Source organism: Pseudomonas sp. MWU12-3103b (assembly GCF_023100615.1).
Classification (GTDB): domain Bacteria; phylum Pseudomonadota; class Gammaproteobacteria; order Pseudomonadales; family Pseudomonadaceae; genus Aquipseudomonas; species Aquipseudomonas putida_A.
The window spans coordinates 224,587-250,132 of sequence record NZ_JALMEY010000003.1 but is presented as its reverse complement, the minus strand read 5'-3'; the positions used below and the strand labels follow the sequence as shown (position 1 = coordinate 250,132).

Sequence of the window (25,546 nt, the reverse complement as noted above, 5' to 3'; positions counted from 1 at the left end):
GAGCGAGCTTGCTCGCGAAAGCGGTAGATCAACCACCCCACCTTCCAGGGTCAGCGCACCGCCTCAAACAACCCCGTCGCCCCCATCCCGCCTCCCACGCACATGGTCACAATGCCGTAACGCAAATTACGCCGCTGCAACTCACGCACCAGATGCCCGACCTGCCGCGAACCGGTCATGCCGAACGGGTGGCCGATGGAAATCGAGCCGCCGTTGACGTTGTATTTGTCGTTGTCGATCTCCAATCGATCCCGGGCATACAGGCATTGCGAAGCAAACGCCTCGTTCAGCTCCCACAGATCGATATCCGCCACCTGCAAGCCTTTGGCCTTGAGCAGTTTCGGCACCGAGAACACCGGGCCGATGCCCATTTCGTCCGGCTCGCAACCGGCGACGGTGAAACCACGGAAAAACGCCTTCGGCTTGAGCCCCAGTTGCAGGGCTTTTTCCAGGCTCATCACCAGGGTCATCGACGCGCCGTCGGACAACTGCGATGAGTTACCGGCCGTCACTGAACCGTCCTCGGCAAACACCGGTTTCAGTCCGGCGAGACTTTCGTAAGTGGTGTCCGGACGGTTGCAGTCGTCGCGATCAACGATGCCGTCGAGGATCTGCACTTCGCCACTGTTCTTGTCCTCGACCCGGTACTTGACCGCCATCGGCACAATTTCATCATTGAACAGCCCCGCCGCCTGTGCCTGGGCAGTGCGCAGCTGGCTTTGCAGCGCGTAACGATCCTGGGCCTCGCGGCTGACGTCATAACGGCGCGCGACCACTTCGGCGGTCTGGCCCATGGTGTAGTAGATGCCCGGCACCTGCTGCTTGAGCAACGGGTTGATCAGGTGGTCGGTGTTGACGCTTTTCAGGGTCAGACTGATTGATTCGACGCCGCCGGCGACAATGATGTCGCTGCAACCGGAGGCGATCTGGTTGGCGGCAATCGCAATCGCCTGCAACCCCGAAGAACAGAAACGGTTGAGGGTCATGCCGGCCACGCCGGTGCCCAGCCGCGACAGCACCGCCACGTTGCGGCCGATGTTGTAACCCTGCGCGCCCTCGTTGGAGCCGGCGCCGACAATGCAGTCCTCGACGCTGGCCGGGTCGATGTCATTGCGCGACAGCAGCGCGTTGACGCAATGGGCCGCCATGTCGTCGGGGCGGGTCTGGTTGAACTTGCCGCGAAAGGACTTGGCCAGGCCGGTCCGCACGCTGTCGACGATCACCACTTCACGCATGGCATACCTCAATTGTTGTTGTCGGAGGAGAGTGAAACGAGCATAAGTCCACCCTGCCGCCGACCGCGACAATCATTCACCCCGCGTATGCGTGTCCATCGGCTCAGTCCTTGTGTTTTTTCGCGCGTTTGTCGGACTTCGCGAATGCTTCCTCAAGCGCTCGGTTGATCGTGCGCAGGACCTTGACCCGGGCCCAGCGTTTGTCATTGGCCTCGACCAGCGTCCACGGCGAAATCTCGGTGCTGGTGCGGTCGACCATGTCGCCCACGGCGGCGCGGTAGGCGTCCCACTTGTCGCGGTTGCGCCAGTCGTCCTCGGTGATCTTGAAGCGCTTGAACGGAATCTGCTCGCGGGCCTGGAAGCGCTCCATCTGCGTGTCCTTGTCGATCGCCAGCCAGAACTTGACGACGATGACTCCGGCGTCGGCGATCTGCTCTTCGAAATCGTTGATCTCGCTGTAGGCCCGCAGCCAGTCGGCCGGACTGCAAAAGCCCTCGACCCGCTCCACCAGCACCCGGCCATACCAGGAGCGGTCGAACACGGTGAACTTGCCCCGCGCCGGCAGGTGCCGCCAGAAGCGCCACAGATACGGCTGCGCGCGCTCCTCTTCGGTCGGCGCGGCAATCGGCACGATGCTGTACTGACGCGGATCGAGCGCCGCCGCGACCCGACGAATCGCCCCGCCCTTGCCCGCCGCATCGTTGCCTTCGAACACCGCCACCAATGCATGGCGGCGCATGCGCTTGTCACGCATCAGCCCGGACAGCCGCGCCTGCTCGGTGATCAGTTGTTCTTCGTAGTCTTTCTTTTCCAGCCGCTGGTTCAGGTCGAGGCTGTCGAGCAGGTTGAGTTGATCGACCGCCGTGCCCAACGGGGCGGCGTTGACCTCTTCGGTATGCACCTCTGGACGCTTGAGCGCATTCTGCAGGCCTTCCAGCAGGATTTTGCCGACGGCAAGACTGCGATAATTGGCGTCCATGCCTTCGATGATGTGCCATGGCGCGTAGTCGCGGCTGGTGCGGCGCAACACGCGCTCGCCGTATTTGACGAACTTGTCGTAGGTCTGCGATTGCTGCCAGTCCAGCGGGCTGATGCGCCAGCTGTGCAGCGGGTCGTCGGCCAGCGCCTTGAGCCGCGCTTTCATCTGCTTCTTGGACAGGTGGAACCAGAACTTGAAGATCAGCGCGCCTTCATCGCAGAGCATTTTTTCCAGACGCTCGGCGGCGTTGATCGCCTGATCCAGACGCGGATCCTTGAACAGACCGTGAACCCGGCCCTGAAGCATCTGGCTGTACCAGTTGCCGAAGAACACGCCCATCCGTCCCTTGGCCGGGAGCATTCGCCAGTAGCGCCAGGCCGGTGGCCGCGCCAGTTCTTCATCGGTCTGCTGATCGAAAGTACGCACCTCGATCAGACGCGGGTCCATCCACTCGTTGAGCAACTTGACGGTCTCGCCCTTGCCTGCGCCCTCGATGCCGTTGATCAGAATGATCACCGGAAAACGCTTCTGCTGCTGCAACTCGAATTGCGCTTCCAGCAGTGCTTCACGCAATGCAGGCACAGCCGCGTCGTAAGTCTCTTTGTCGATGGCATGGCCGATTTCGGCGGATTCAAACATGGGGACGGCTCCTTCCAGGATTCAGCAAGACTAGCGGATTGGGCATGGGCGCGGCGGAGAAATTCCGCTCCTTTTGGCTTCAAGAAAAACTCTGTGGTGAGGGGATTTATCCCCGATGGGCAGCGCAGCGGCCCCAAAGCCATTCAACGCCAGATGCACGCTGGTAGCGGGATTGCGACTGCTACGCAGCCGATCGGGGATAAATCCCCTCGCCACAGGTTGCTCTGATCCGCGCCCAAATCGTTAATTGTCTTCGAGGCTGCACAGCCAGGCCTTGCCATGGATCAAGCACCCTCCGCCCGATCGGCTAGAATGGCCGCCTTGTCGTTGCCGAGCCTGCCATGAAACCTGTATTGCCCCACGCCCAACTCGACTGGGATGACCACGGACGTCCGCGCTCGCGGGTGTTCGATGATGTGTATTTTTCCGACCAGTCGGGGCTGGATGAAACCCGTTACGTGTTCCTCGAACAGAACCGTCTGGCCGAGCGCTTTGCCGCGCTGCCGGCGCACGGGCGACTGGTGATCGGCGAAACCGGCTTCGGCACCGGGCTGAATTTCCTTTGCGCCTGGCAGTTGTTCGAACAGCACGCGGTGGCCGGTGCGCGGCTGCATTTCGTCAGCGTCGAAAAATACCCGTTGAGCCCGGCCGATCTGCAACGGGCGCTGGCCTTGTGGCCGCAGCTCAAGCCACTGGCCGATCAACTGCTGACGCAGTACGTGGCGATCCATCAGGGCTTTCAGCGGATCGTTCTCGGTAATGGCCGCGTGACGCTGACGCTGTTGATCGGCGATGCGCTGGAACAACTGCCGCAACTCGATGCGCAAATCGACGCGTGGTTTCTCGACGGTTTCGCCCCGGCGAAAAACCCCGACATGTGGACCGCTGAACTGTTCGTCGAACTGGCTCGACTGGCCGCGCCGGGTTCGACCATCAGCACCTTCACCAGCACCGGTTGGGTGCGGCGTCTGCTCAACGCGGCCGGGTTCAAGATGAAACGCACGCCGGGCATCGGCCACAAGTGGGAGATCCTGCGCGGCGAGTTTCTCGGCTGGCCGCAGGACGTCGCGCCACCGCTGCCGGACAAACCGTGGTTCGCCCGCCCTGCCCCGCAAACCGGTGAACGTCGGGCGCTGGTGATCGGCGCCGGGCTGGCCGGTTGTGCGACCGCTGCCAGCCTCGCCGCGCGCGGTTGGCAAGTCAGTCTGCTGGAGCGTCACGAGGCCGTGGCGCAGGAGGCGTCGGGCAATCCGCAGGGCGTGCTGTACCTGAAGTTATCAGCCCACGGCACCGCGTTGTCGCAACTGATCGTCAGCGGCTTCGGCTACACCCGCCGTCTGCTGGAAACCTTGCAACGCGGCACCGACTGGGACGATTGCGGCGTGCTGCAACTGGCTTTCAACGCCAAGGAAGCCGAGCGTCAGGCGCAACTGGCCGCGGCATTCCCGGAAGATCTGGTGCACTGGCTTGATCAGCCGCAAGCCGAAATCCAAGCCGGGATTGCGCTGGCACACGGCGGGCTGTTCTACCCCGAAGGGGGCTGGGTGCATCCACCCGCGCTGTGCCAGGCGCAAGCCGCGCAAGCAAAAATCGAACTGCTCAAGCATCACGATGCGCTGGAACTACGCAAGGTCGAGGGTCAGTGGCAAGCCCTCGACGGCGACCGCGTGCTCGCCAGCGCGCCGGTGGTGATATTGGCCGGCGCGGCGGAGATCAAACGCTTTGCGCAAAGTGCCGAGTTGCCGCTCAAGCGCATTCGCGGGCAGATCACGCGCCTGCCGCAAACCACCGAGAGCCAGACACTGCGCACCGTGGTCTGCGCCGAAGGTTATGTCGCCCCTGCACGCTTGGGCGAACACACGCTGGGTGCGAGTTTCGACTTCAACAGCGACGACCTGACCCCGACCACCGCCGAACACCTGGGCAATCTGGCGATGCTCGAAGAGATCTCCAGCGATCTGGTGGCGCGCCTGCACATCAATCAACTGCCCCCGGAAACTCTGGAGGGACGCGCCGCATTCCGCTGCACCAGTCCCGACTATCTGCCGATCGTCGGCCCCCTCGCCGACCGCACAGCCTTCGCTAAGGCCTACGCCGCGTTGAGCAAGGACGCGCGACAAGTGCCGGACATCGCCTGCCCGTGGCTCGATGGCCTGTACGTCAACAGTGGCCACGGTTCACGCGGGCTGATCACCGCGCCGCTGTCGGGCGAACTGCTCGCGGCGTGGCTGGACAACGAGCCGCTGCCACTGCCCAGAAGTGTCGCCGAGGCCTGCCATCCCAATCGTTTTGCACTGCGCACGTTGATTCGCGGCAAATGAAAAATCGCGACTGGCCGCTGGTCAGTCGCCCCCTCTTATAACTCATCGTTCTAAAACTCCCACATCTGCAGCGGGTCAGTTTCTGAGTACCGGCCATTTTGGCCTGACTTGAATGACCCCTCCCCAACGGAAAAACCGGTAAGGACTTTATGTGCGGATTAGCTGGCGAGTTACGTTTTGATCATCAACCTGCAGACCTTGCAGCGGTAGAGCGAATCACCCATCACCTGGCCCCTCGCGGCCCCGATGCGTGGGGCTTCCATGCCCAAGGGCCGATTGCCCTGGGCCATCGTCGCCTGAAAATCATGGACCTGTCGGACGGCTCGGCGCAGCCGATGATCGACAGCCAGCTCGGTTTGTCCCTGGCCTTCAACGGCGCGATCTACAACTTCCCGGAACTGCGCGCCGAACTCGAAGCGCTGGGCTACGCCTTCTATTCCGGTGGCGACACCGAAGTGCTGCTCAAGGGCTACCACGCCTGGGGCGAAGCGCTGCTGCCGAAACTCAACGGCATGTTCGCGTTCGCCATCTGGGAGCGTGATGCCCAGCGCCTGTTCATCGCTCGCGACCGTCTCGGCGTGAAGCCTTTGTACCTGTCGCGCACCGGCCAGCGTTTGCGCTTTGCCTCGGCCCTGCCGGCGCTGCTCAAAGGCGGCGACATCAACCCGATCCTCGATCCGGTGGCGCTCAATCACTACCTGAATTTCCACGCGGTGGTGCCCGCTCCACGCACCTTGCTCGCGGGCATCGAAAAGCTGCCGCCAGCGACCTGGATGCGCGTCGAAGCCGATGGCCGCACCGAGCAGAAAACCTGGTGGACCCTGCCCTACGGCCCACATGACGACGAGAAAAACCTGACCCTCGAAGACTGGCGCGACCGCGTGCTCGACAGCACCCGTGAGGCGGTGGCGATTCGTCAACGCGCAGCGGTGGATGTCGGTGTGCTGCTGTCCGGCGGTGTCGATTCGAGCATGCTCGTCGGCCTGCTGCGAGAAGTCGGGGTGGAGAACCTGTCGACCTTTTCCATCGGTTTTCAGGATGCCGGCGGCGAGCGTGGCGATGAATTCCAGTATTCCGATCTGATCGCCAAGCACTACGGCACTCAACATCATCAATTGCGCATCGACGAAAAAGAGATCATCGAGCAACTGCCCGCTGCGTTCCGTGCGATGAGCGAGCCGATGGTCAGCCACGACTGCATCGCCTTCTACCTGCTGTCGCGCGAAGTGGCCAAGCACTGCAAAGTGGTGCAAAGCGGCCAGGGTGCGGACGAGTTGTTCGCCGGTTATCACTGGTACCCGCAAGTCGACGGTGCGGCGGATCCATACGCAGCCTATCGCGCGGCGTTCTTCGACCGCAGCTACGACGACTACGCCGCCACCGTGCAACCGAAATGGTTGACCGCGAATGACGCGGCCGGCGACTTCGTGAAAGAACACTTCGCCCAACCCGGCGCCGATGCCGCAGTCGATAAAGCCTTGCGTCTGGACAGCACGGTGATGCTGGTGGATGACCCGGTCAAACGTGTCGACAACATGACCATGGCCTGGGGCCTGGAGGCTCGCACGCCATTTCTCGACTATCGCCTGGTGGAACTCTCGGCGCGGATTCCCGGCCAGTTCAAGCTGCCGGACGGCGGCAAACAGGTACTCAAAGAAGCTGCACGTCTGGTGATTCCAAGCGAAGTGATCGACCGCAAGAAAGGTTACTTCCCGGTGCCGGGCCTCAAGCACTTGCAAGGCGACACCCTGAACTGGGTGCGTGAACTGCTGCTGGATCCGAGCCAGGATCGTGGCCTGTTCAACCCGGCCATGCTCGACAAATTGCTGACTGATCCGCAAGGCCAACTGACGCCATTGCGCGGCTCGAAACTGTGGCAACTGGCGGCCCTGAACCTGTGGCTCAGTGAACAAGGAATCTGATTGATGAAACCTCACGCCACAGCGATCAATCAGCGCCTGATACGCGGTCAGACACCGTCGTATGAACGCTTGCAGGCGCGTCTGGCCGAAGACGGCAGCGAACTCGGCGCCGCCCCCATCGCCGTACATTGCGGTTGGGGTCGGCTGCTGATCGGCCACACTTTCCCTGACCCGGCGACGCTGGCGCAGGAACTGCTGAACGAGCAGCCCGGCGAACGCGATATCGCCCTTTATGTCGCCGCACCGCAGCAGATTCTCGGGCTGGAACCGACGCAACTGTTTCTCGACCCATCCGATACTTTGCGCCTGTGGTTCAGCGATTACCGCCAGGCCACCCGCGTGTTTCGTGGTTTCCGTATTCGTCGGGCGCAAAGCGAAGCGGACTGGCAAGCGATCAATCTGCTGTATCAGGCACGCGGCATGTTGCCGATCGATGCCACGCGGCTGACCCCGCATCATCAGGGCGGCCCGGTGTACTGGCTGGCCGAAGATGAAGACAGTGGCGCGGTAATCGGCAGCGTCATGGGCCTCAATCACCAGAAAGCCTTCAACGATCCGGAACATGGCAGCAGCCTGTGGTGCCTGGCGGTGGATCCGCAGTGCTCGCGGCCCGGTGTCGGCGAAGTACTGGTGCGGCACTTGGTCGAGCACTTCATGAGTCGCGGCCTGAGTTATCTGGATCTGTCGGTGCTGCATGACAACCGTCAGGCCAAAAATCTTTACGCCAAGCTCGGTTTTCGCAACCTCTCGACCTTCGCCATCAAGCGCAAGAACGGCATCAATCAGACGCTGTTCCTCGGGCCCGGGCCGGAAGCCAACTTCAACCCTTATGCGCGGATCATCGTCGAGGAAGCGCACCGGCGCGGCATCGATGTGCAAGTGGACGATGCCGAAGCCGGGCTGTTCACCCTCAGCCATGGCGGGCGCCGGGTACGTTGCCGCGAATCGTTGAGCGACCTGACCAGCGCGATCAGCATGAGTCTGTGCCAGGACAAAAGCCTGACCCACAAAGTGTTGAAAGGCGCCGGCCTGAAGCTGCCTTCGCAGCAACTGGCGGGCAACGCCGACGACAACCTGGCGTTTCTTGACGAGCATCAGCGTGTGGTGGTCAAGCCGCTCGACGGTGAACAAGGCCAGGGCGTGGCGGTGGATCTGCAGAGCATCGAAGAGGTGCAGCAGGCCATCGAAGCCGCCAAGCGTTTCGACAGCCGCGTACTGCTGGAAAGCTTCCACCAAGGCCTCGACCTGCGGATTCTGGTGATCGGTTTTGAGGTGGTGGCGGCAGCGATTCGTCGTCCCGCCGAGGTGGTGGGTGACGGCCATCATTCGATCGGTGCATTGATCGAGGCGCAGAGCCGGCGTCGGCAAGCCGCTACCAGTGGCGAGAGCAAGATCCCGCTGGATCACGAAACCCAACGCACCCTGCACGCGGCCGGGTATGACTACAGCAGCATCCTGCCGGCGGGCGAGCACCTGTTCGTGCGTCGCACGGCCAATCTGCACACCGGTGGCACGCTGGAGGATGTCACGGCAATTCTGCACCCGACCCTGGTCGATGCCGCCGTCCGTGCAGCGCGAGCGCTGGACATTCCGATGGTCGGCCTCGACCTGATGGTGCCGGCGGCGGATCAACCGGAGTACGTGTTTATCGAAGCCAACGAACGCGCGGGGCTGGCCAATCATGAGCCGCAGCCGACGGCGGAGCGCTTTGTCGATTTGTTGTTTCCGCACAGTCAGCCGGCTGTTTCTTGATTCCGAGGCGTCTGGACTGACGCCTTCGCGAGCAAGCCCGCTCCCACAGGTTGAACGCATTCCAAATGTGGGAGCGGGCTTGCTCGCGAAGGGGCCGGATCAGGCACTACAAATCTTTCCCCTCATCGAAACCATCGATGCGCCTCAACTCATCAGGAGTTTCCATGACCACTCAAATCCCTGAACCGGATCTGAACTACCTGCAAAAAGTCCTGCTGGAAATGCTCGCCATTCCCAGCCCTACCGGGTTCACCGACACCATCGTGCGCTACGTCGCCGAGCGTCTGGAAGAACTTGGCATCCCTTTCGAAATGACCCGTCGCGGCACCATTCGCGCCACCCTCAAGGGCAAGAAAAACAGCCCCGACCGCGCCGTCTCCGCGCACCTCGACACCATTGGCGCCGCAGTGCGTGCAGTGAAAGACAACGGTCGTCTGACCCTGGCCCCGGTCGGTTGCTGGTCGAGCCGCTTTGCCGAGGGCAGCCGGGTCAGCCTGTTCACCGACAATGGCGTGATACGCGGCAGCGTGTTGCCGCTGATGGCCTCCGGGCACGCGTTTAACACTGCCGTAGACGAGATGCCGATCAGCTGGGATCACGTCGAGCTGCGTCTGGACGCCTACTGCGCGACCAAGGCCGATTGCGACTCGCTGGGCATCAGCGTCGGCGACGTGGTGGCGTTCGACCCGCTGCCGGAGTTCACCGACAGCGGCCACATCAGCGCCCGTCACCTCGACGACAAGGCCGGGGTCGCGGCATTGCTCGCTGCGCTCAAAGCCATCGTCGAGAGCGGTCAGGAGTTGATGATCGACTGTCACCCACTGTTCACCATCACTGAAGAAACCGGTAGCGGTGCGGCGGCGGCATTGCCATGGGACGTCAGCGAATTCGTCGGTATCGACATCGCGCCAGTCGCACCCGGCCAGCACTCCAGCGAACACGCGGTGAGCGTGGCGATGCAGGATTCCGGTGGCCCTTACGACTATCACCTGTCGCGGCATTTGCTGCGTCTGGCCGGTGAAAACGAACTGCCGGTGCGGCGCGACCTGTTCCGCTATTACTTCAGCGACGCGCATTCGGCGGTGACTGCCGGGCACGATATCCGCACCGCCCTGCTCGCCTTTGGCTGCGACGCGACCCATGGTTATGAACGTACGCACATCGACAGTCTGGCGGCGCTCAGTCGTTTGCTCGGGGCGTACATTCTGAGTCCGCCGGTATTTGCCAGCGATGCGGCGCCGGCCAATGCTTCGCTGGATCGCTTCAGTCACCAGATCGAACATGAGACACAGATGGAGAGCGATACGCGAGTGCCGTCGGTGGACAGTCTGGTGGGGCAGCGCTCGGACAGCTGAATCCTTGTTATCTGAACTATGGCTATCGCGAGCAGGCTCACTCCTACAGTTGGAATGCATTTCCTTGTAGGAGTGAGCCTGCTCGCGATGAGGCCGGTACAAACCACACAAAACTGGCAGCCAGCCACCAATCGCCGTAGCATCCCGCCATTGATTTAGCCGAGGTGCCCATGCTGATTCCCTACGACGCTCTTGAAGTCGACACCCTCACCCGCCTGATCGAGGACTTCGTCACCCGCGACGGCACCGACAACGGTGATGACACACCGCTGGAAACCCGCGTGCTGCGCGTGCGCCAGGCGCTGACCAAAGGCCAGGCGCTGATCGTCTTCGACCCGGAAAGCGAACAATGCCAGTTGATGCTCAAACACGATGTGCCCAAGCATCTGTTCGACTAGCGGACCTTTTCGGTGACCTGTTTGCGCTGGATCCGCTGATAGACTTCAGAACGGTGCACATTGACCTTCTGCGGCGCCTCGACACCAAAGCGCACACTGGAGCCGTTGACTGACAACACGCGCACGGATATGTCGTCACCGATGGAAATCAACTCGCCCACTACACGGCTGAGTACAAGCATGGAATTTATCCTTCAGGGTTAGCCAGCCCTGAAGATGCGCGGTGGGCGCGCGCTCGACAATACGTCGTGAGCAATTCAGTCTTGCCCTACACCCACAAGCGCTGCGCCCGTCAGACGTTTCCTGCAAATGGCTAAACAGTCTCGCCTCAAGCCGCGGAAAATCGCGGCCCGAACAGGATCACGCTGGCGCCGATCACGCACAGCGCCACGCCGATCCAGTCCGAACCCAGCGGGCGCACACGCTCGACCACCGCCAGCCAGCCGATCGACGCGACGATGTAGATCCCGCCATAGGCGGCATAGGCGCGCCCGGCATAAGCCGCTTCGACGCGGGTCAACAACAGCGCGAACAGGGTCAGGCTGAGCAGCGCCGGGATCACCCACAAGGCACTTTTGCCCTGACGCAGCCACATGAAAAAGGCGAAACAACCGGCGATTTCAAACAGCGCCGCGAGGAAGAACCACAGGTAATTGAGCATTGATGCGTCTCGACAGGGTGACCATTGCGGCCACCCTAACGACGCAACATCCTCGGGGCAAGTTCAGCCGTTGGTTTGTCTGGCCTTGGCGCGCATTTTATCGGCCATGGTGGTCATTTCGTTGTAGATCAGTTGCGGATTCTTCTGTTTGATCGCCCAGGCCATGCGCCCCTGCTCGTGCGGCAGGATCATGAATTCGCTGGCGGCCACTTGCTGGTAGATATAGTCTGCAATGTCGGCAGCCGTGATCGGCGAACTTTCCAGCAACTTGCCGACCTGGGCTTTCATGGCCGGGGTCGGACCACGGAACGAGTCGAGCAAGTTGGTCTGGAAGAACGACGGGCAGACCACATGCACGCTGACTTCCTGCTGCGCCAGTTCGATCAGCAAACTTTCCGACAGCGCTACTACACCGGCCTTGGCCACGTTGTAGTTGCTCATCGCCGGGCCCTGCATCAGTGCAGCCATCGAAGCGATGTTGATGATCTTGCCTTTGCTCTGCTCCAGCAGCGGCAGGAACGCCTTGCAGCCCTTGACCACCCCCATCAGGTTGATCGCGATCTGCCAGTCCCAATCCTCCAGCGACAGCTCGCTGAAGAACCCGCCGGACGCCACACCGGCGTTGTTGACGATGACATCGATACCGCCGAGCTTCACTTCGCAAGCCTGGGCAAACGCGGTGAGCTGGCTGTAGTCACGCACATCGCAACGTTGGGTGAAACCGTCACCACCGGCCTCGCGCACCCGCTTCAGGGTTTCCTGCAGGCCAGGTTCGCTGACGTCGGACAAGGCCAGCTGCCAGCCTTCACGCGCCCAGCGCAGCGCGATTTCGCGACCCAAACCTGAGCCCGCACCCGTGATCATCATGCGATTTTGCATAGCAGACAGCCTTGTTGTTCCGTAGGAGATGCACGGAGTGTAGCGAAGGAACACTGGCCACCCACGCTCCATCAGATTGCTGAATACAGGATCAAAAGATCGCAGCCTGCGGCAGCGCCTACATGAATTCCCTGTAGGAGCTGCCGAAGGCTGCGATCTTTTGATCTCGCGCTTTAAAGGAAATAAACGAGTAATCCAAATACATTAAAAAAACATTGAATTTTCTTTCATTCGCACCAGTCGGAATTTGTAAGCCGTCTGGAATTAGTTAGCCTCCAGTCGCCCTTGAACACCAAGTCTTCTCGAACGCTATAAACAAGGAAATCGACATGGGCACAATTCTTATCATTATCCTGATCCTGTTGCTGATCGGTGGTCTGCCGGTCTTCCCGCACTCCAGAAGTTGGGGTTATGGTCCTTCGGGCATTATCGGCGTGGTGTTGGTGGTGCTGCTGGTCTTGCTGTTACTTGGCAGGATATAAAACCCCAAGACAAAAAAAAGAGGCCCTCAGGGGCCTCTTTTTTATGCAGCGGTTTTATCAGTCCGGCTTGCCGTTGATCACACCGGCGGTGTTGTCCATCAGGCTCTTGGTCGCCGTTTGCAAGAACGCTTCCAGCTTGAACTTCAGTTCGGCGGTACGCGGTGCGTCCGGAATGATCTCGGCAGAAGGGTTCGCGCCCAGTTGGTACTGGTAGATTTTCGGCGCCATTTCCTTCTCTTTCGGCAGCACCAGGATCTGGTCGGCGGTGACGATGGCAGTGGTCTGCTCGCTACCCGACGGCTTGATCACACCGAAACCGGTGTCGCCGGCCGGCAGGTTGAGCAGGTCGCGGCCCCAGCACTGGTGACGCACTTCGCCACCCAGACGGCCCATGATGGTCGGCACGATGTCGATCTGGGTACCCACGGTGTGGTCACGGGTGCCGAATTTTTCCTGAATGCCCGGGGCGATCATCAGCATCGGCACGTTGAAGCGGCCCAGGTCCATTTCAGTGATCTGGCGCTCGTTGCCGAAACCGTGGTCACCGACGATGACGAACAGGGTTTCCTTGAAGTACGGCTCTTTACGCGCCTTCTCGAAGAACTGACCCAGCGCCCAGTCGGCGTAACGCATGGCGGTCAGGTGTTCGTTGAGGCTACCGCGATCGGTCACGCGCTCGACCGGCAATGGCGTCGGCAAGGCGTACGGCGTGTGGTTGGACAGGGTTTGCAGCAGCGCGTAGAACGGCTTGCCGTTTTCCCGTGCCTTCAGCTCCTGCAGACCACGGTCGAACATGTCCTGGTCGGACACGCCCCAGGTCGGATCGGAGAACACCGGATTGACGAAGTCGTTACGACCCACGAAGTTGGTCATGCCCTGGTTACTGAAGAAGCCCGACTGGTTGTCCCAGGCGAAGTCGCCGTTGTAGACATACACGTCGTCATACTTGCGCGCGCTGAGCAGCTGCGGCAGACCGGACAGCTTGTGGCTGCCTTCCGGGGTCTGCATCAGGTATTCGAAACCTGGCAGGTTCGGGAAGCACGCCATGGTCGCGAACATGCCCTGGTGGGTATGGGTGCCGTTGGAGAAGAAGCGGTCGAACAGCAGGCCTTCCTTCGACAGTTTGTCGAGGTAAGGTGTGATGTTGCCCGGTGCGCCCAGGGCGCCGACCGAGTGACCGGCCATGCTTTCCATCAGGATCACGACTACGTTCTTGATCGGCAGGGTCTTGTCGGCCGGTGGCGTGTAGTCACGACGCACGGCGGCAATGTCGGCGTCGACCAGTTTGTCGTCCGGCATCACCAGCATCTCGCGCACCACTTTCTGCGCCTGTTCCTGCGGCAGCGTGGCTTTCCAGATGTTGTTGCGATCCTCGCCCATGCGGTCCTTGGCAGCGGCGATCAGCGACAGCGTACCGTTGAGGCCGAGCTGGTTGGCGAAGTTCGATTCGGTAGTGTACACGTCACCCCAACGCAGCGGCGGGCCCTGACGCAGGGTGCCACGTGCGGCTACGACGCAGATCAGCAGGCAGACCACGAACACTGCCAGGCGGGTGTACCACGGCGCCACCTGACGGGTGCCGACGTTGCCACCGCTGAACGGGCCGCGTGGACGGGTCGCACGGTCGGCGCCCTTGAAGGCCAGGGTCAGGATCACGGTGCCGATGACCCACGCCAGCAGGTAACGCACTACCGGGAAACCGTACCAGAGCATGCTCATTACGGTTTTCGGGTCTTCCTTCACGTACTGGAACACCAGGCCGTTGAGGCGCTGGTGGAACTCGCGGTAGAAGTCCATTTCCATCAGGCCGAGGAACAGCGCGATGCTCGACGCCACAGTCAGCCACAGACGGAAGAAGCCACGCGCAGCCATCGCCCGCGCACTGAACAGTGCCAGCAGCAGCGGAACGCAGACGTAGACCACCAGGCGCAGGTCGAAACGCAGGCCGTTGGCGAAGGCTTCGAGGAAGGTCGAAGCCGGGGTATCGAGGATCATCTCGCGGTTGTAGACCAGCAGCGCGAGGCGCAGCACGGAAAACATCACCATCATGACCAGGGCACACAGCAGCGTGTAGGCCAGATGCGATTTGACGGTCGGTTGCAGCAGGCGAGTGGAAGATCGCTGCTGATTCAGGGCGTCCGGGTTTGCCATGTCGTTTTAGGACCCATTGGAAGTTGAAGTTGCAAAATACAGCGGCGCCATGCCCTCTTTTGGCCATTCCAGGCCCCGGGGCGTGCGCGGTGCGCAAATGTTGCACGATCAACGGCAGCATTGCCATTGATTACTGCCCCATTGCCCGACTCTTTCATACAAGCATTCGGACGGGGGACAAACCGAGTTGCGCGGGCGAATTGTCTGGAACACTTTGTGAAAATTTCGTTCAACGCATATCTGGAAACACAATATAACGACAAAACAAAACGCCCCGATTCGGTCGGGGCGTTTTGCTGTCAGCGCGAAGAATTACTTCTCGGCGCGTTCTTTCAGGGACTTCAGCGTATTGAACGGCGCATCGACCACGAACTTGTTGGCGATCACGCTCGGCACGCTGCCGCCGGGCTCAGTGTGCACCTGATAGGTCACTTCGACTTGATCACCTTTGGGTACGAACTTCCAGAACCCTTTGACCTGAGCGACACGGACAAAGCCTTTCTCTTCGGGAAGGTACTTCGGCACGCCTTCGAGGTTGCGGGTCAGGCTGCCATCGGCGCCCTCAACGGTGGTGATGTGCAACACCGAATCACGTGGGGTCACTGGCCACGGCGTATTGAATTGGGTATAGGTCCAGCTCTGATCGCCCTCGTGCTTGAGCAGTTTCTGGGTTTTGCATTCGTGAATCCAGGCGCAGGCTCCGGCCACGTCTTCCTGCAAGGCACGCAGTTTGGCAACGGTGGTCTTCATCAGGGCAACACCCTGATAGGACTTGTAATCGGAACCCGGCACTTCGGCCAGCGAGACCTTGATCCCGTCCTGTTCCTTGGCGACCTTCCAGTCTTCGGCCTGAGCCATCGAAGTAGCCAGCACAGCGGTCAAACCACACAACACAGCGATACGATGCAGCGAACCCATAGTCTTATTCCTTATTGTTGAAGTTCCGTTCGTTTGACACATCACGCCGCCGTCATCTGCTCCCACCAGCCGATCAGTTTGATCGCTTCCTCGGAGCTGCTGCCACAGACTTCGACATCGGCGGCAAATCCTGAACAGACCGCCGGACGCTCCGGCTGACCGAAAATGCTGCACAGGTTTTCGACCGAGAGTTGCACGCAACGTTCGCCGGCAGGTTTGCCGTTGGGCATGCCCGGAATGGCAGAGCTGATGGACGGGGCAATGCAGCAAGCGCCACAGCCTTCACGGCATTTCATGACGAGCAAGTCCTCGCGACGGGCAATGTGTTAAAGAGACACGGACAGAGTAACCGCTAAAACGGTTGTTTCAAATTCCCTGGACCGGGGTTTTTACCAATAACTGAATGTGACTGACCAGTCTCCGACAAAGCGTCTGGTTCGCGGGTCACGGCTCGATTGAATTTATTGCTTGAACTCGAAATCCAGCGCAGCGCCTTCAATATCGCGGCGCTCTTCGTTGCGCAGTTGCAACTGCATTTCGTTGCTGAGCAGGCGGCCGTTGAGCTGGAAGCCGCTGTTCTTCTCGCCGAACATCTGCGGCAGGATCGCCTCGTGTTTGGGCATCGACACAGTACCGGCAGGTTTGAGTTGCTGAACCATGTCTTTGGGCAGGCTCAGGTCCAGTTTGGCCGGCGGCAGTCTGGTTTTAGCCACCTCACTGGCCGATTTCGACTTGGAAGCGACCGGGGGACGCTTCTTCACCGGGGCGGCTTTCTTCTGTGAGGCTTTCTTAGCCGGTGCTTTTTTATCCGCAACGGCTTTTTTGCTCGCGGCCGATTTGCTTGCCGGGGTGGACGTTGCGGGCTTTTCCTGAACGGCAGCTGCCATGACACCGGGCGCATGGCCCATCGTCAACACACCAAGCAAAATCCAGACAGCAGGCAAAATCGCTTTCATGAGCCCCACAACACTAACGGCAGAGGGCCATATGCTCGCCTGTTGAGTGTCACAAGACAAGCACGGTGCGCCACTCGTTCAGAAACCGCCTGCGGTTTCCTGACACAGTTGAGTCGCCAGCAAACCGAGGGTCATCAGCGCCCTTTCCGCCTCGCGATTCCACGGCGTGCCGCAATTCAGGCGGATGCAGTGGTTGAACTGCTCGGTATTACTGAAGATCAGCCCCGGCGCAATACTGATGCCCTGCTGCAAGGCGCGGACGTGCAATTCCTGGGTATTGACCCTGCCCGGCAGACTCACCCAGAGGATGAAACCGCCCGTGGGCCGGGTCATTTGCGTGCCTTCGGGGAAGTACTGCTGCACCGCCAGCTGAAATGCGCTGAGGTTTTTTCGGTATTCCTGGCGGATGTACCGTAAATGCCGGTCATAACCGCCATTTTCCAGATAAGCGGCAATCGCCATTTGCGTGACGCTGCACGCCGAATGCGTGGTGAAGGTCTGCAGACGCTGGATTTCCTGCTGATACTTGCCGGCGATCATCCAGCCGACCCGCACACCCGGCGACAACGTCTTGGAAAAGCTCGAGCAGTAGATCACCCGATCCAGTCGATCGTAGGCCTTGAGGGCTTTGGTGCGGCCCTGTTCGAACATCAACTCGCCATAGATGTCGTCTTCGACGATCTGGATATCGAAGTCCGAGGCCAGGCGCAGCAATTGTTTCTGCCGCTCTTCCGGCATGGTGCCGCCCAGTGGATTGCTCAGGCGAGTGGTCAGAACCAGCGCCTTGATTGACCATTGGTTCGCCGCCAGTTGCAAGGCTTCGAGGCTCATGCCGGTGGCCGGATCGCTGGGGATCTCGATCACTTTCAGGCCCAGCAGGTCGGCCAGTTGCAGCAGACCGTAATAGGTTGGCGATTCGGCGGCGATCAGGTCGCCCGGACGAGTCAGCACCCGCAGCGACATCTGCAGCGCATCGACACACCCGTGGGTAATCACCACTTCTGACGGATCGACGACGACCCCGGCATCGCGCATGCGGATCGCCACTTGCCGACGCAGCGGTTCGAAACCCGGGCTGAACATGTAACTGAACGCGCGCGGACTATGGAATCGGGTGACCTTGGCCAGTTGTTGATGCAGCGCGCGCACCGGGAGGTAATCGACACTCGGCACCGCAGCGCCCAACGGGAACACCCCTTCGCGCCGGGATTCGACCAACACTTGCTGAATGATGCTGGCGCGGGTGACCAGTCCTGGCCGCTCGACCCGGGCGATGTCCGGGGTCGGCGCTGTCAGTGCCGGGGTCTGGTGCACGTAGTAACCGGACTGCGGCCGTGCACGGATCAGGCCCTGATCTTCGAGGTTGGCGTAAGCCTGCAACACCGTTGCATGGCTGACATTGAGCTGCGAACTCATCTTGCGCACCGACGGCACGCGTTCTCCGGGCTGATAGACACCGCGCCGGATGTCTTCCGCCAGCTGTTGAGCAATACGTTGGTAGAGCAAGAGGTTGGTCATGACGCAGCACTCGATTTCACGGGCATTTTATTCTTGTGTGAAACAATACCGGAACAGTTTAGAAGTGTACTGGGACAGTTGCCACCATAGTCGACCGTACAGTGCAGTGTCAGCTACAGCTGTACGGATTTGCGTGCTATTCGACAGACGTAAAAAAGCCCGGCGCTGCATGACAGGCCGGGCTTTCCAGAGACGCAGCCCTCAGCGGGCGGCGCCGAGCTGGCCTTTTTCGTCGGAGAACACAATTTCCACCCGACGGTTCTGTGCTCGCCCACGCTCGGAAGCGTTGACGTCCACCGGGTATTCGTCGCCGTAACCTTCGACCTGAATCCGCTTGTCCTCGATACCCAGGTCCATCAGCACATCGGCCACCGCCTGCGCACGATCACGCGACAGCTTGAGGTTTTCCTGCTTGCCGCCGGTGCTGTCGGTATAGCCCTCGATGCGCACCACGCGTTTCGGGTTGAGCTGCAGAAACTGCACGATCTTCAGCACTACACGGTTGGCCGAGTTCTTCAGCTCCGCTTCGCCGGTGTCGAACAGCACGTCGCCCAAGGTCATGACCAGACCGCGATCGGTTTGCGTGGTGGCCAGCGCAACGATCTGCTCCTCGAGCCACTTGCCCTGCTGCTGCACGCTCAGCAGTTTGGACTCGCGCAGGGCCAGTTGCAGGCGTTGACGCTCCAGCTCAAGCTTCGCCGCACGCTCTTCGTTGAGCACCAGATTGGTGTGTTCGCGGGCGATTTCGCTGTAACGCTGACTCAGGTAGGCGTAATGCGCGACATCCCAGCCGCTGCCCCAATAGGTCGACAGGCGATCGGCACGGGCCAGCGATTCACCGGCGCGGATCACGTCCTTGGGCGCGATACGCAGCACATTGGAATCTTCCTTGACCTTCTGGAAGTCGCTGCTGGCCTGCTGCAAGGCGGCTTCGCTGTGTTGACCGGCGCAACCGTAGAGGCTTGCACAACCGGCCAGAATCAACCCGCCGAGGGCTTTGGACTTGAGGCTCATTGGGCATCTCCCAGTTGCTTGCGCAGACGGATGATGCGGGTGTTGAGCACGTTCAGTTGCTCTTCGCTCTTTTGCGTCAACACCTTGGCTTCTGCCAGACGTGCGTCCAGCTCGGCCTGTTCGGCGCGCATGCGGGCGTTCTTGAAAGACTCGTCGGTCATGTTGCCCTTGGCCCGGTTGAACTTGTCTTCGGCCAGTTTCATTTCCGGCAGTTCATCGGCGGTCGCACCGACAGCTTTGGCCTGGGTGATGGCCTGCTCGGTCAAACGCATTTGCTCATTGGGCGCAGGATCGTTGGCACAGCCGGCCAGGGCCAGAACGGCCATGGCCGCGAAAAGAGGTCGAATACTCACTAAGAATCCCTACTGTTTTGGGGCACTGACAGGTGGCTGCGGCTGTTGCTGCTGAGCCTTCCAGCGCTCGATGTTGCGTTGCAGCGCGGCTTCGGTCAGTCCGGACGCGGGCAATTCTGTCATCTTTTTAGCGAGCTGTCCGCGCAACCACGGATCGTTGCAGGCCGAGTTGTGCGAAACCGCGAGGAACAGTCCCGGTCGGTCGATCGGTTGCTCGAACGCCAGCAGATCATTGGCCATGCCCAATGCCTGCGCGGCGGCCATGCCCGAGTAGCGACCGGCGAGTACATATTCGACTTCACCCAGCAGAAGTTTCTGAAAAGCTTGAGTGATGTTTGCCGTCCGGGTCAGGGTCAGATTCTGCTCGGCGAAAGTGCCGAATGCCTGGGTCATTCGAGACTTTTCCGACAGCCCGCCGGTGTGCCCGTGCAGGTCCCTGGCTTCGCTGTAGACCAGCGTCGAGCCTTTGCGCGTCCACACCAGATAGTCGTTTTCCAGCAACGGCGGATAGATGTAGTCGAGGTTTTCCAGCTCGTTGAACATCAGCGGCGTGTCGGCCAGCATGTCCATGCGCCCGCTGCGTACTTCATCAAGGGCCTGCGCGCGTTTGCCGGCGTAGAGCAGCTCGACCTTGATCCCCAGATCCTTGGCCACTTGCTGCAACAGGTCGGCACTGGCGCCGATCAAGTGCTTGGGATTCTGCGGGTCCTGCCACAGGTACGGCGGCGCATCCGGGCTGCCGGTGACGACAAGGCGCTCGCATTTACCGGCGGCCGCAGCCATCCCCGGTAACAGGATCAATCCCAATAACAACCCGCGGCGCAGATCCATGGCAAAACACTCCCACGCAAATTCGAGACAAAAAAAAGCCCGACCATAAGGCCGGGCTCTTTATAAGTGAAGCTGCCGGATTAGACCAGCTTCTCCAGCTCAGGTACCGCTTCGAACAGATCCGCCACCAGACCGTAATCGGCCACCTGGAAGATCGGCGCTTCTTCGTCCTTGTTGATCGCAACGATCACTTTGGAGTCTTTCATGCCGGCCAGGTGCTGGATCGCGCCGGAGATACCGACGGCGATGTACAGCTGTGGCGCAACGATCTTGCCGGTCTGACCGACCTGCATGTCATTCGGTACGAAACCTGCGTCGACCGCGGCGCGCGAAGCACCCACGGCAGCGCCCAGCTTGTCGGCCAGAGCGTACAGGTGTTTGAAGTTGTCACCGTTCTGCATGCCGCGGCCGCCGGAAACGACGATCTTGGCAGCGGTCAGCTCTGGACGATCGGACTTGGCCAGTTCTTCGCTGACGAAGCTGGAAGTGCCGGCGTCGTGCGCAGCCGCTACGGCTTCAACAGCTGCCGAACCACCTTCAGCGGCAACCGGGTCGAAACCGGTGGCACGCACGGTGATCACTTTGATCGCAGCGGTCGATTGCACGGTAGCGATAGCGTTACCGGCGTAGATCGGACGCTTGAAAGTATCGGCGCTTTCTACCGAGATGATCTCGGAGATCTGGTCAACGTCCAGTGCAGCGGCAACGCGCGGCAGGATGTTTTTGCCGTTGGACGTGGCGGCAGCCAGGATGTGGCTGTAGCCCTTGCCCAGCTCTGCTACCAGCGGAGCGACGTTTTCCGGCAGCTGATGCGCGTAGGCGGCATTGTCAGCGTTCAGGACTTTGCTCACGCAAGCGATTTTCGCAGCGGCTTCAGCCACGGCGCCAGCGCCCTGACCTGCAACCAGCACATGGATGTCGCCGCCGATTTTGGCAGCAGCAGCCACGGTATTCAGTGTGGCCGGGGCCAGCACTTTGTTGTCGTGTTCAGCGATTACCAAGATAGTCATTTTTAGATTACCTTCGCTTCGTTTTTCAGTTTCTCGACCAGTTCAGCCACCGACTTGACCTTGATGCCTGCGCTGCGTGCAGCCGGCGCTTCGACTTTCAGGGTCTTGTTGGTGGAGGCGGTGGAAACGCCCAAAGCGTCCGGAGTCAGCACTTCGAGAGGCTTCTTCTTGGCTTTCATGATGTTTGGCAGAGACGCGTAGCGCGGCTCGTTCAAACGCAGGTCGGTGGTGACGATGGCTGGCAGTTTCAGCGAAACGGTCTGCGCGCCGCCGTCGATTTCGCGGGTCACGGCAACGCTGTCGCCGGAGACTTCGACTTTCGAGGCGAAAGTGCCCTGACCGTAGCCGCTCAGTGCAGCGAGCATCTGGCCGGTCTGGTTGTTGTCGCTGTCGATCGCCTGTTTGCCCAGGATCACCAGCTGAGGCTGTTCCTTGTCGACCACGGCCTTGAGCAGCTTGGCCACGGCCAGCGAAGTCAGGTCTTCAGCGGATTCGACGAGGATGGCGCGGTCGGCACCCAGAGCCAGTGCGGTACGCAGCTGTTCCTGAGCGGTGGACGGGCCGATGGAGACGACGACGATCTCAGTCGCAACACCTTTCTCTTTCAGGCGTACGGCTTCTTCCACTGCGATTTCGCAGAACGGGTTCATCGACATCTTGACGTTGGCGAGGTCTACGCCGGAATTGTCCGCCTTGACGCGGACCTTGACGTTGTAATCCACAACGCGTTTGACAGCTACAAGAACCTTCATGGATTCCTCGTTACTCTCCGGTGAAAAGAAAGTCGCCTAGGCGAACCTGGCGGTTGATGCTCATCGGGCACAAGGGCACCTCTAAAAACGCCGGCTGGGGGCGATGACCGTTCGTCAGTGGTGACCAACGGGTCATTGAATCGCACGGTGTGTAAACTGCGCGCCGGACTTGCGCTGCGCATCACCTTGTACTGCCTGTGCCCTGTCTTTAGAGGTGCTCTTGAAACCGCCAGTCTGCCTACGGCGAGCGCAAAACCGCCCGTATCTTGACCGGAACGCCTATTCCGGTCAATACGGCAAAATGGCCGTTCATAAGCCGCGCTTCTTTGATTTCTCTGGGCTGGAGCCGATTCAAACAAACGTTTGTATTGGACGCTCGGAGTGGTGTAGATATAATGCGCCGCCTAGAGAGAAAGGTGGTTTGCCCATTATTACCCTTGACGTTAACGTAAAGGCAATAACGGATGCGACACCGAACCTCCAAATTAGAAAAAAAACTGTTGAGCCTTGAGTAGGAGATAGCCTGTGGAACGCGAATACATGGAATTCGACGTGGTCATCGTCGGTGCCGGCCCCGCTGGCCTGTCCGCCGCCTGCCGTCTGAAGCAGAAGGCCGCCGAAGCCGGTAAGGAAATCAGCGTCTGCGTGGTCGAAAAAGGCTCCGAAGTCGGCGCACACATCCTTTCCGGTGCCGTGTTCGAACCACGCGCTCTGAACGAACTGTTCCCGGACTGGAAAGAACTCGGCGCCCCGCTGAACACGCCAGTCACCCGCGATGACATTTTCGTGCTGAAAAACGCCGACAGCGCGCAGAAAATTCCTGACTTCTTTGTGCCCAAAACCATGCACAACGAAGGCAACTATATTATTTCCCTCGGCAACCTGTGCCGCTGGCTGGCGCAGCAGGCCGAGAACCTGGGCGTGGAAATCTACCCGGGCTTCGCCGCTCAGGAAGCGCTGATCGACGAAAACGGCATCGTGCGCGGGATCATCACCGGTGATCTGGGCGTCGACCGCGAAGGCAACCCGAAAGAAGGCCTGTACACCCCGGGCATGGAACTGCGTGGCAAGTACACGCTGTTCGCCGAGGGCTGCCGTGGCCACATCGGCAAGCAACTGATCAAGCGTTACAACCTCGACAGCGATGCCGACGCCCAGCACTACGGCATCGGCCTGAAGGAAATCTGGGAAATCGACCCGGCCAAACACCAGCCAGGTCTGGTGGTGCACACCGCCGGTTGGCCGCTGGACATCATGGGCACCGAAAACACCGGCGGCTCGTTCCTCTATCACCTGGAAAACAACCAGGTAGTGGTCGGTCTGATCGTTGACCTGTCTTACAGCAACACTTACCTGTCGCCGTTCGACGAGTTCCAGCGCCTCAAGCATCACCCGGTGCTGGCCCAGTACCTGGAAGGCGGCAAGCGCGTCAGCTACGGCGCCCGTGCGATCTGCAAAGGTGGCCTGAACTCGCTGCCGAAAATGGTCTTCAAGGGCGGCGCGCTGATCGGTTGCGACCTCGGCACCCTGAACTTCGCCAAGATCAAAGGCAGCCACACCGCGATGAAGTCCGGCATGCTCGCCGCTGAATCGGTGGCCGACGCACTGTTCGCCGAGAAGGATGGCACTGAAGAGCTGACCTCCTACGTCGAGGCGTTCAAGAAGAGCTGGCTCTACGACGAACTGTTCGCCAGCCGCAACTTCGGCCCGGCGATCCACAAGTTCGGCGCGATCGTCGGTGGTGGTTTCAACTGGCTGGACCAGAACATCTTCGGCGGCAAACTGCCGTTCACCCTGCATGACACCAAGCCGGACTACGCCTGCCTGAAACTGGCGGCCGACTGCAAGAAGATCGACTATCCGAAGCCGGACGGCAAACTCAGCTTCGACAAACTGAGCTCGGTGTTCATCTCCGGTACCAACCACGAAGAAGAACAGCCGTGCCACCTGAAGCTGACCGACCCGAGCATCCCGATCAGCAAGAACCTGCCGCTGTACGACGAACCGGCGCAGCGCTACTGCCCGGCCGGCGTCTACGAAGTGATCACCAAGGAAGACGGCGAAAAACGCTTCCAGATCAACGCCCAGAACTGCGTGCACTGCAAGACCTGTGACATCAAGGACCCTTCGCAGAACATCACCTGGGTCACGCCGGAAGGCGCTGGCGGCCCGACTTACCCGAACATGTAAGCCGTATCGCTGAACAACGAGGCTCCCGAAACGGGGGCCTTTTTGTTGCCCAGGTTTTTTCCACAGCGCATGACTCATGTGGGAGCGGGCTTGCTCGCGAAGGCTGCGGGTCAGGCAACCTATCCGTCAACTGACACACCGCATTCGCGAGCAAGCCCGCTCCCACAGGGAATCATCGTCGAATCAGGCTACGCGTTCGTCGCCAGGGCTACGCTCGAAGTAGCGCTTGTACTCGCGACTGAACTGCGACGTACTCTGATAGCCCACCCGATGCGCCACCTGCGCCACGCCCAGCCCTTCGGCGACCAGCAAGGTCTGCGCCTTGAGCAGGCGTAAACGCTTCAGGTACTGCACCGGCGACAACAGCGTGCTGCGCTTGAAGTGCTCGTGGAAGGATGAAACGCTCATGTTCGCGCAACTGGCCAGAGTCTCGACGTTCAGCGGCTCGGTGTAATGCGCATGCAGATGACTGATCGACGCCGCCACCCGGGCGAACTGCCCCTGCTGTTCCACCAGCGCGCGCAACACATCGGCCTGTGGCCCGCGCAGCGCGGTGAACAGCAATTCACGCACCCGCGCCGGCCCGAGAATCTGCCGCTCCAGCGGATCGTGCAGGCAGCGCAACAAGCGTTCGACGCAGCCACGCATGTCATCGTCGAGGACCACCGAGGTCATCGACTCCGGTGTCTGCGCCGGAATGTGCCGCCCCGGCGCCAGCCCCATGGCCAGCACTAATTCACCGAGCAGCACCCGATCGATCGCTACCGACACCCCCAGCAACGGCGCATCCGGCAAGGCAAAGGTTTCGCACTCGAACGGCACTGGCAGCGCCTGAATCAGGTAGTGCCCGGCGCCATACTCCATGGTGCGCGGGCCGAGAAACGCCAGTTTGCTGCCCTGAGCGATGATCATCAGGCTCGGCTCGTAAATGTGCGGGCCACGCGCCACGTCGCAACTGGCGCGCAACACCTGCACGCCGGGCAACCCGGTCTGGCTGTAACCATCGCAGAGCGCCAGCGGCTCGATCAGCGAAACCAGCGTGGCATTGGCATCAAGGTGACGGGTCAACTGCATCGGAGGGGTCTTCAAAAAATTCACGGAAAAAGGCATGAAAGCATCATCGCAGATCCTTTTGCCAATGCGCTTGCCCAGACCTGCATGCCGGAGGATTAGGCATGAGACCCGGAGGAATCGTCATGGCCGCAGCGGCAGACGGCGCCCAAAATGCGC

23 protein-coding genes are annotated in these 25,546 nt (G+C 60.6%); 7 read left to right on the top strand and 16 right to left on the bottom strand.

The features are described 5' to 3' along the window. Positions 1-50: 50 nt before the first annotated feature. Together M0808_RS07245 and pap are read right to left on the bottom strand one after the other, a co-directional pair. The gene (locus M0808_RS07245; protein ID WP_134787055.1) at positions 51-1,235 is read right to left on the bottom strand and encodes a thiolase family protein; all 1,185 of its coding nucleotides are present in this window, start codon (positions 1,233-1,235) and stop codon (positions 51-53) included. A 103-nt stretch (positions 1,236-1,338) separates the two neighbouring features. After that, positions 1,339-2,853, bottom strand: a complete 1,515-nt coding sequence (pap, locus tag M0808_RS07240; protein ID WP_047598735.1) for a polyphosphate:AMP phosphotransferase — start codon at positions 2,851-2,853, stop codon at positions 1,339-1,341. A gap of 341 nt (positions 2,854-3,194) precedes the next feature. Between pap and mnmC the strand changes: the two genes are divergently transcribed. The 5 genes from mnmC (at position 3,195) to M0808_RS07215 (ending at position 10,601) form a co-directional block, all read left to right on the top strand. Further along, positions 3,195-5,174, top strand: a complete 1,980-nt coding sequence (mnmC, locus tag M0808_RS07235) for a bifunctional tRNA (5-methylaminomethyl-2-thiouridine)(34)-methyltransferase MnmD/FAD-dependent 5-carboxymethylaminomethyl-2-thiouridine(34) oxidoreductase MnmC (protein WP_247840507.1) — start codon at positions 3,195-3,197, stop codon at positions 5,172-5,174. A gap of 149 nt (positions 5,175-5,323) precedes the next feature. Next, on the top strand, positions 5,324-7,096 hold the full coding sequence (locus M0808_RS07230; protein ID WP_047598738.1) for an N-acetylglutaminylglutamine amidotransferase: 1,773 nt from the start codon (positions 5,324-5,326) through the stop codon (positions 7,094-7,096). A gap of 3 nt (positions 7,097-7,099) precedes the next feature. Continuing rightward, a complete protein-coding gene (gene ngg / locus M0808_RS07225; protein WP_247840505.1) occupies positions 7,100-8,848 on the top strand; it encodes an N-acetylglutaminylglutamine synthetase in 1,749 nt (582 codons plus the stop codon). A 164-nt stretch (positions 8,849-9,012) separates the two neighbouring features. Beyond that, positions 9,013-10,203, top strand: a complete 1,191-nt coding sequence (locus M0808_RS07220; protein WP_027612398.1) for an osmoprotectant NAGGN system M42 family peptidase — start codon at positions 9,013-9,015, stop codon at positions 10,201-10,203. 170 nt (positions 10,204-10,373) lie between these two features. Further along, positions 10,374-10,601, top strand: a complete 228-nt coding sequence (locus M0808_RS07215) for a YheU family protein (protein ID WP_003192759.1) — start codon at positions 10,374-10,376, stop codon at positions 10,599-10,601. On the opposite strand, the gene csrA is transcribed toward M0808_RS07215, so the two are convergent. The 3 genes from csrA to M0808_RS07200 form a co-directional block, all read right to left on the bottom strand. Further along, the gene (gene csrA / locus M0808_RS07210; RefSeq protein WP_027612397.1) at positions 10,598-10,783 is read right to left on the bottom strand and encodes a carbon storage regulator CsrA; all 186 of its coding nucleotides are present in this window, start codon (positions 10,781-10,783) and stop codon (positions 10,598-10,600) included. The two genes, M0808_RS07215 and csrA, sit on opposite strands and share 4 nt — an antisense overlap. A 146-nt stretch (positions 10,784-10,929) precedes the next feature. Next, complete coding sequence (locus M0808_RS07205) at positions 10,930-11,262, bottom strand: YnfA family protein (protein ID WP_003226957.1); 333 nt, start codon at positions 11,260-11,262, stop codon at positions 10,930-10,932. 63 nt (positions 11,263-11,325) lie between these two features. Next, positions 11,326-12,141 (bottom strand): SDR family oxidoreductase, encoded by an 816-nt coding sequence (locus tag M0808_RS07200; protein ID WP_247840503.1) that lies wholly within the window; start codon positions 12,139-12,141, stop codon positions 11,326-11,328. Between the two features lie 323 nt (positions 12,142-12,464). On the opposite strand from M0808_RS07200, the gene M0808_RS07195 reads away from it, so the two are divergent. Further along, positions 12,465-12,623 (top strand): DUF3309 family protein, encoded by a 159-nt coding sequence (locus tag M0808_RS07195; RefSeq protein ID WP_169432680.1) that lies wholly within the window; start codon positions 12,465-12,467, stop codon positions 12,621-12,623. 57 nt (positions 12,624-12,680) lie between these two features. On the opposite strand, the gene M0808_RS07190 is transcribed toward M0808_RS07195, so the two are convergent. The 10 genes from M0808_RS07190 to M0808_RS07145 form a co-directional block, all read right to left on the bottom strand. Beyond that, positions 12,681-14,774, bottom strand: a complete 2,094-nt coding sequence (locus M0808_RS07190) for an LTA synthase family protein (RefSeq protein WP_247840501.1) — start codon at positions 14,772-14,774, stop codon at positions 12,681-12,683. A 312-nt stretch (positions 14,775-15,086) separates the two neighbouring features. Further along, positions 15,087-15,692: an START domain-containing protein gene (locus M0808_RS07185; protein WP_135296322.1), complete on the bottom strand. Its 606-nt coding sequence runs from the start codon at positions 15,690-15,692 to the stop codon at positions 15,087-15,089. Positions 15,693-15,733: 41 nt separating this feature from the next. Next, positions 15,734-15,988: a YkgJ family cysteine cluster protein gene (locus tag M0808_RS07180; RefSeq protein ID WP_041069283.1), complete on the bottom strand. Its 255-nt coding sequence runs from the start codon at positions 15,986-15,988 to the stop codon at positions 15,734-15,736. A 165-nt stretch (positions 15,989-16,153) separates the two neighbouring features. Beyond that, entirely contained in the window at positions 16,154-16,648 is a 495-nt protein-coding gene (locus M0808_RS07175) for a translation initiation factor 2 (protein WP_098964993.1), read from the bottom strand. Between the two features lie 78 nt (positions 16,649-16,726). Next, complete coding sequence (locus tag M0808_RS07170) at positions 16,727-18,166, bottom strand: PLP-dependent aminotransferase family protein (protein WP_003226969.1); 1,440 nt, start codon at positions 18,164-18,166, stop codon at positions 16,727-16,729. A 201-nt stretch (positions 18,167-18,367) separates the two neighbouring features. Beyond that, positions 18,368-19,180 carry an OmpA family protein gene (locus M0808_RS07165; RefSeq protein ID WP_098964994.1) on the bottom strand — a complete coding sequence of 271 codons (813 nt, stop codon included), beginning with the start codon at positions 19,178-19,180 and terminating at the stop codon, positions 18,368-18,370. Then, complete coding sequence (locus M0808_RS07160; protein ID WP_047598756.1) at positions 19,177-19,533, bottom strand: DUF4398 domain-containing protein; 357 nt, start codon at positions 19,531-19,533, stop codon at positions 19,177-19,179. Before M0808_RS07160 ends, M0808_RS07165 begins: the two co-directional genes overlap by 4 nt. A 9-nt stretch (positions 19,534-19,542) precedes the next feature. Further along, a complete protein-coding gene (locus M0808_RS07155) occupies positions 19,543-20,364 on the bottom strand; it encodes a transporter substrate-binding domain-containing protein (protein ID WP_098964995.1) in 822 nt (273 codons plus the stop codon). A gap of 80 nt (positions 20,365-20,444) precedes the next feature. Next, on the bottom strand, positions 20,445-21,374 hold the full coding sequence (locus tag M0808_RS07150) for an FAD-binding protein (protein ID WP_247840499.1): 930 nt from the start codon (positions 21,372-21,374) through the stop codon (positions 20,445-20,447). A gap of 2 nt (positions 21,375-21,376) precedes the next feature. Continuing rightward, the gene (locus M0808_RS07145) at positions 21,377-22,126 is read right to left on the bottom strand and encodes an electron transfer flavoprotein subunit beta/FixA family protein (protein ID WP_003226982.1); all 750 of its coding nucleotides are present in this window, start codon (positions 22,124-22,126) and stop codon (positions 21,377-21,379) included. Positions 22,127-22,651: 525 nt separating this feature from the next. On the opposite strand from M0808_RS07145, the gene M0808_RS07140 reads away from it, so the two are divergent. Then, a complete protein-coding gene (locus M0808_RS07140) occupies positions 22,652-24,316 on the top strand; it encodes an electron transfer flavoprotein-ubiquinone oxidoreductase (RefSeq protein WP_247840497.1) in 1,665 nt (554 codons plus the stop codon). 183 nt (positions 24,317-24,499) lie between these two features. Here M0808_RS07140 and M0808_RS07135 read toward each other — a convergent pair whose 3' ends face one another. Continuing rightward, positions 24,500-25,390, bottom strand: a complete 891-nt coding sequence (locus tag M0808_RS07135) for an AraC family transcriptional regulator (RefSeq protein ID WP_007961974.1) — start codon at positions 25,388-25,390, stop codon at positions 24,500-24,502. Between the last annotated feature and the right edge of the window lie 156 nt (positions 25,391-25,546).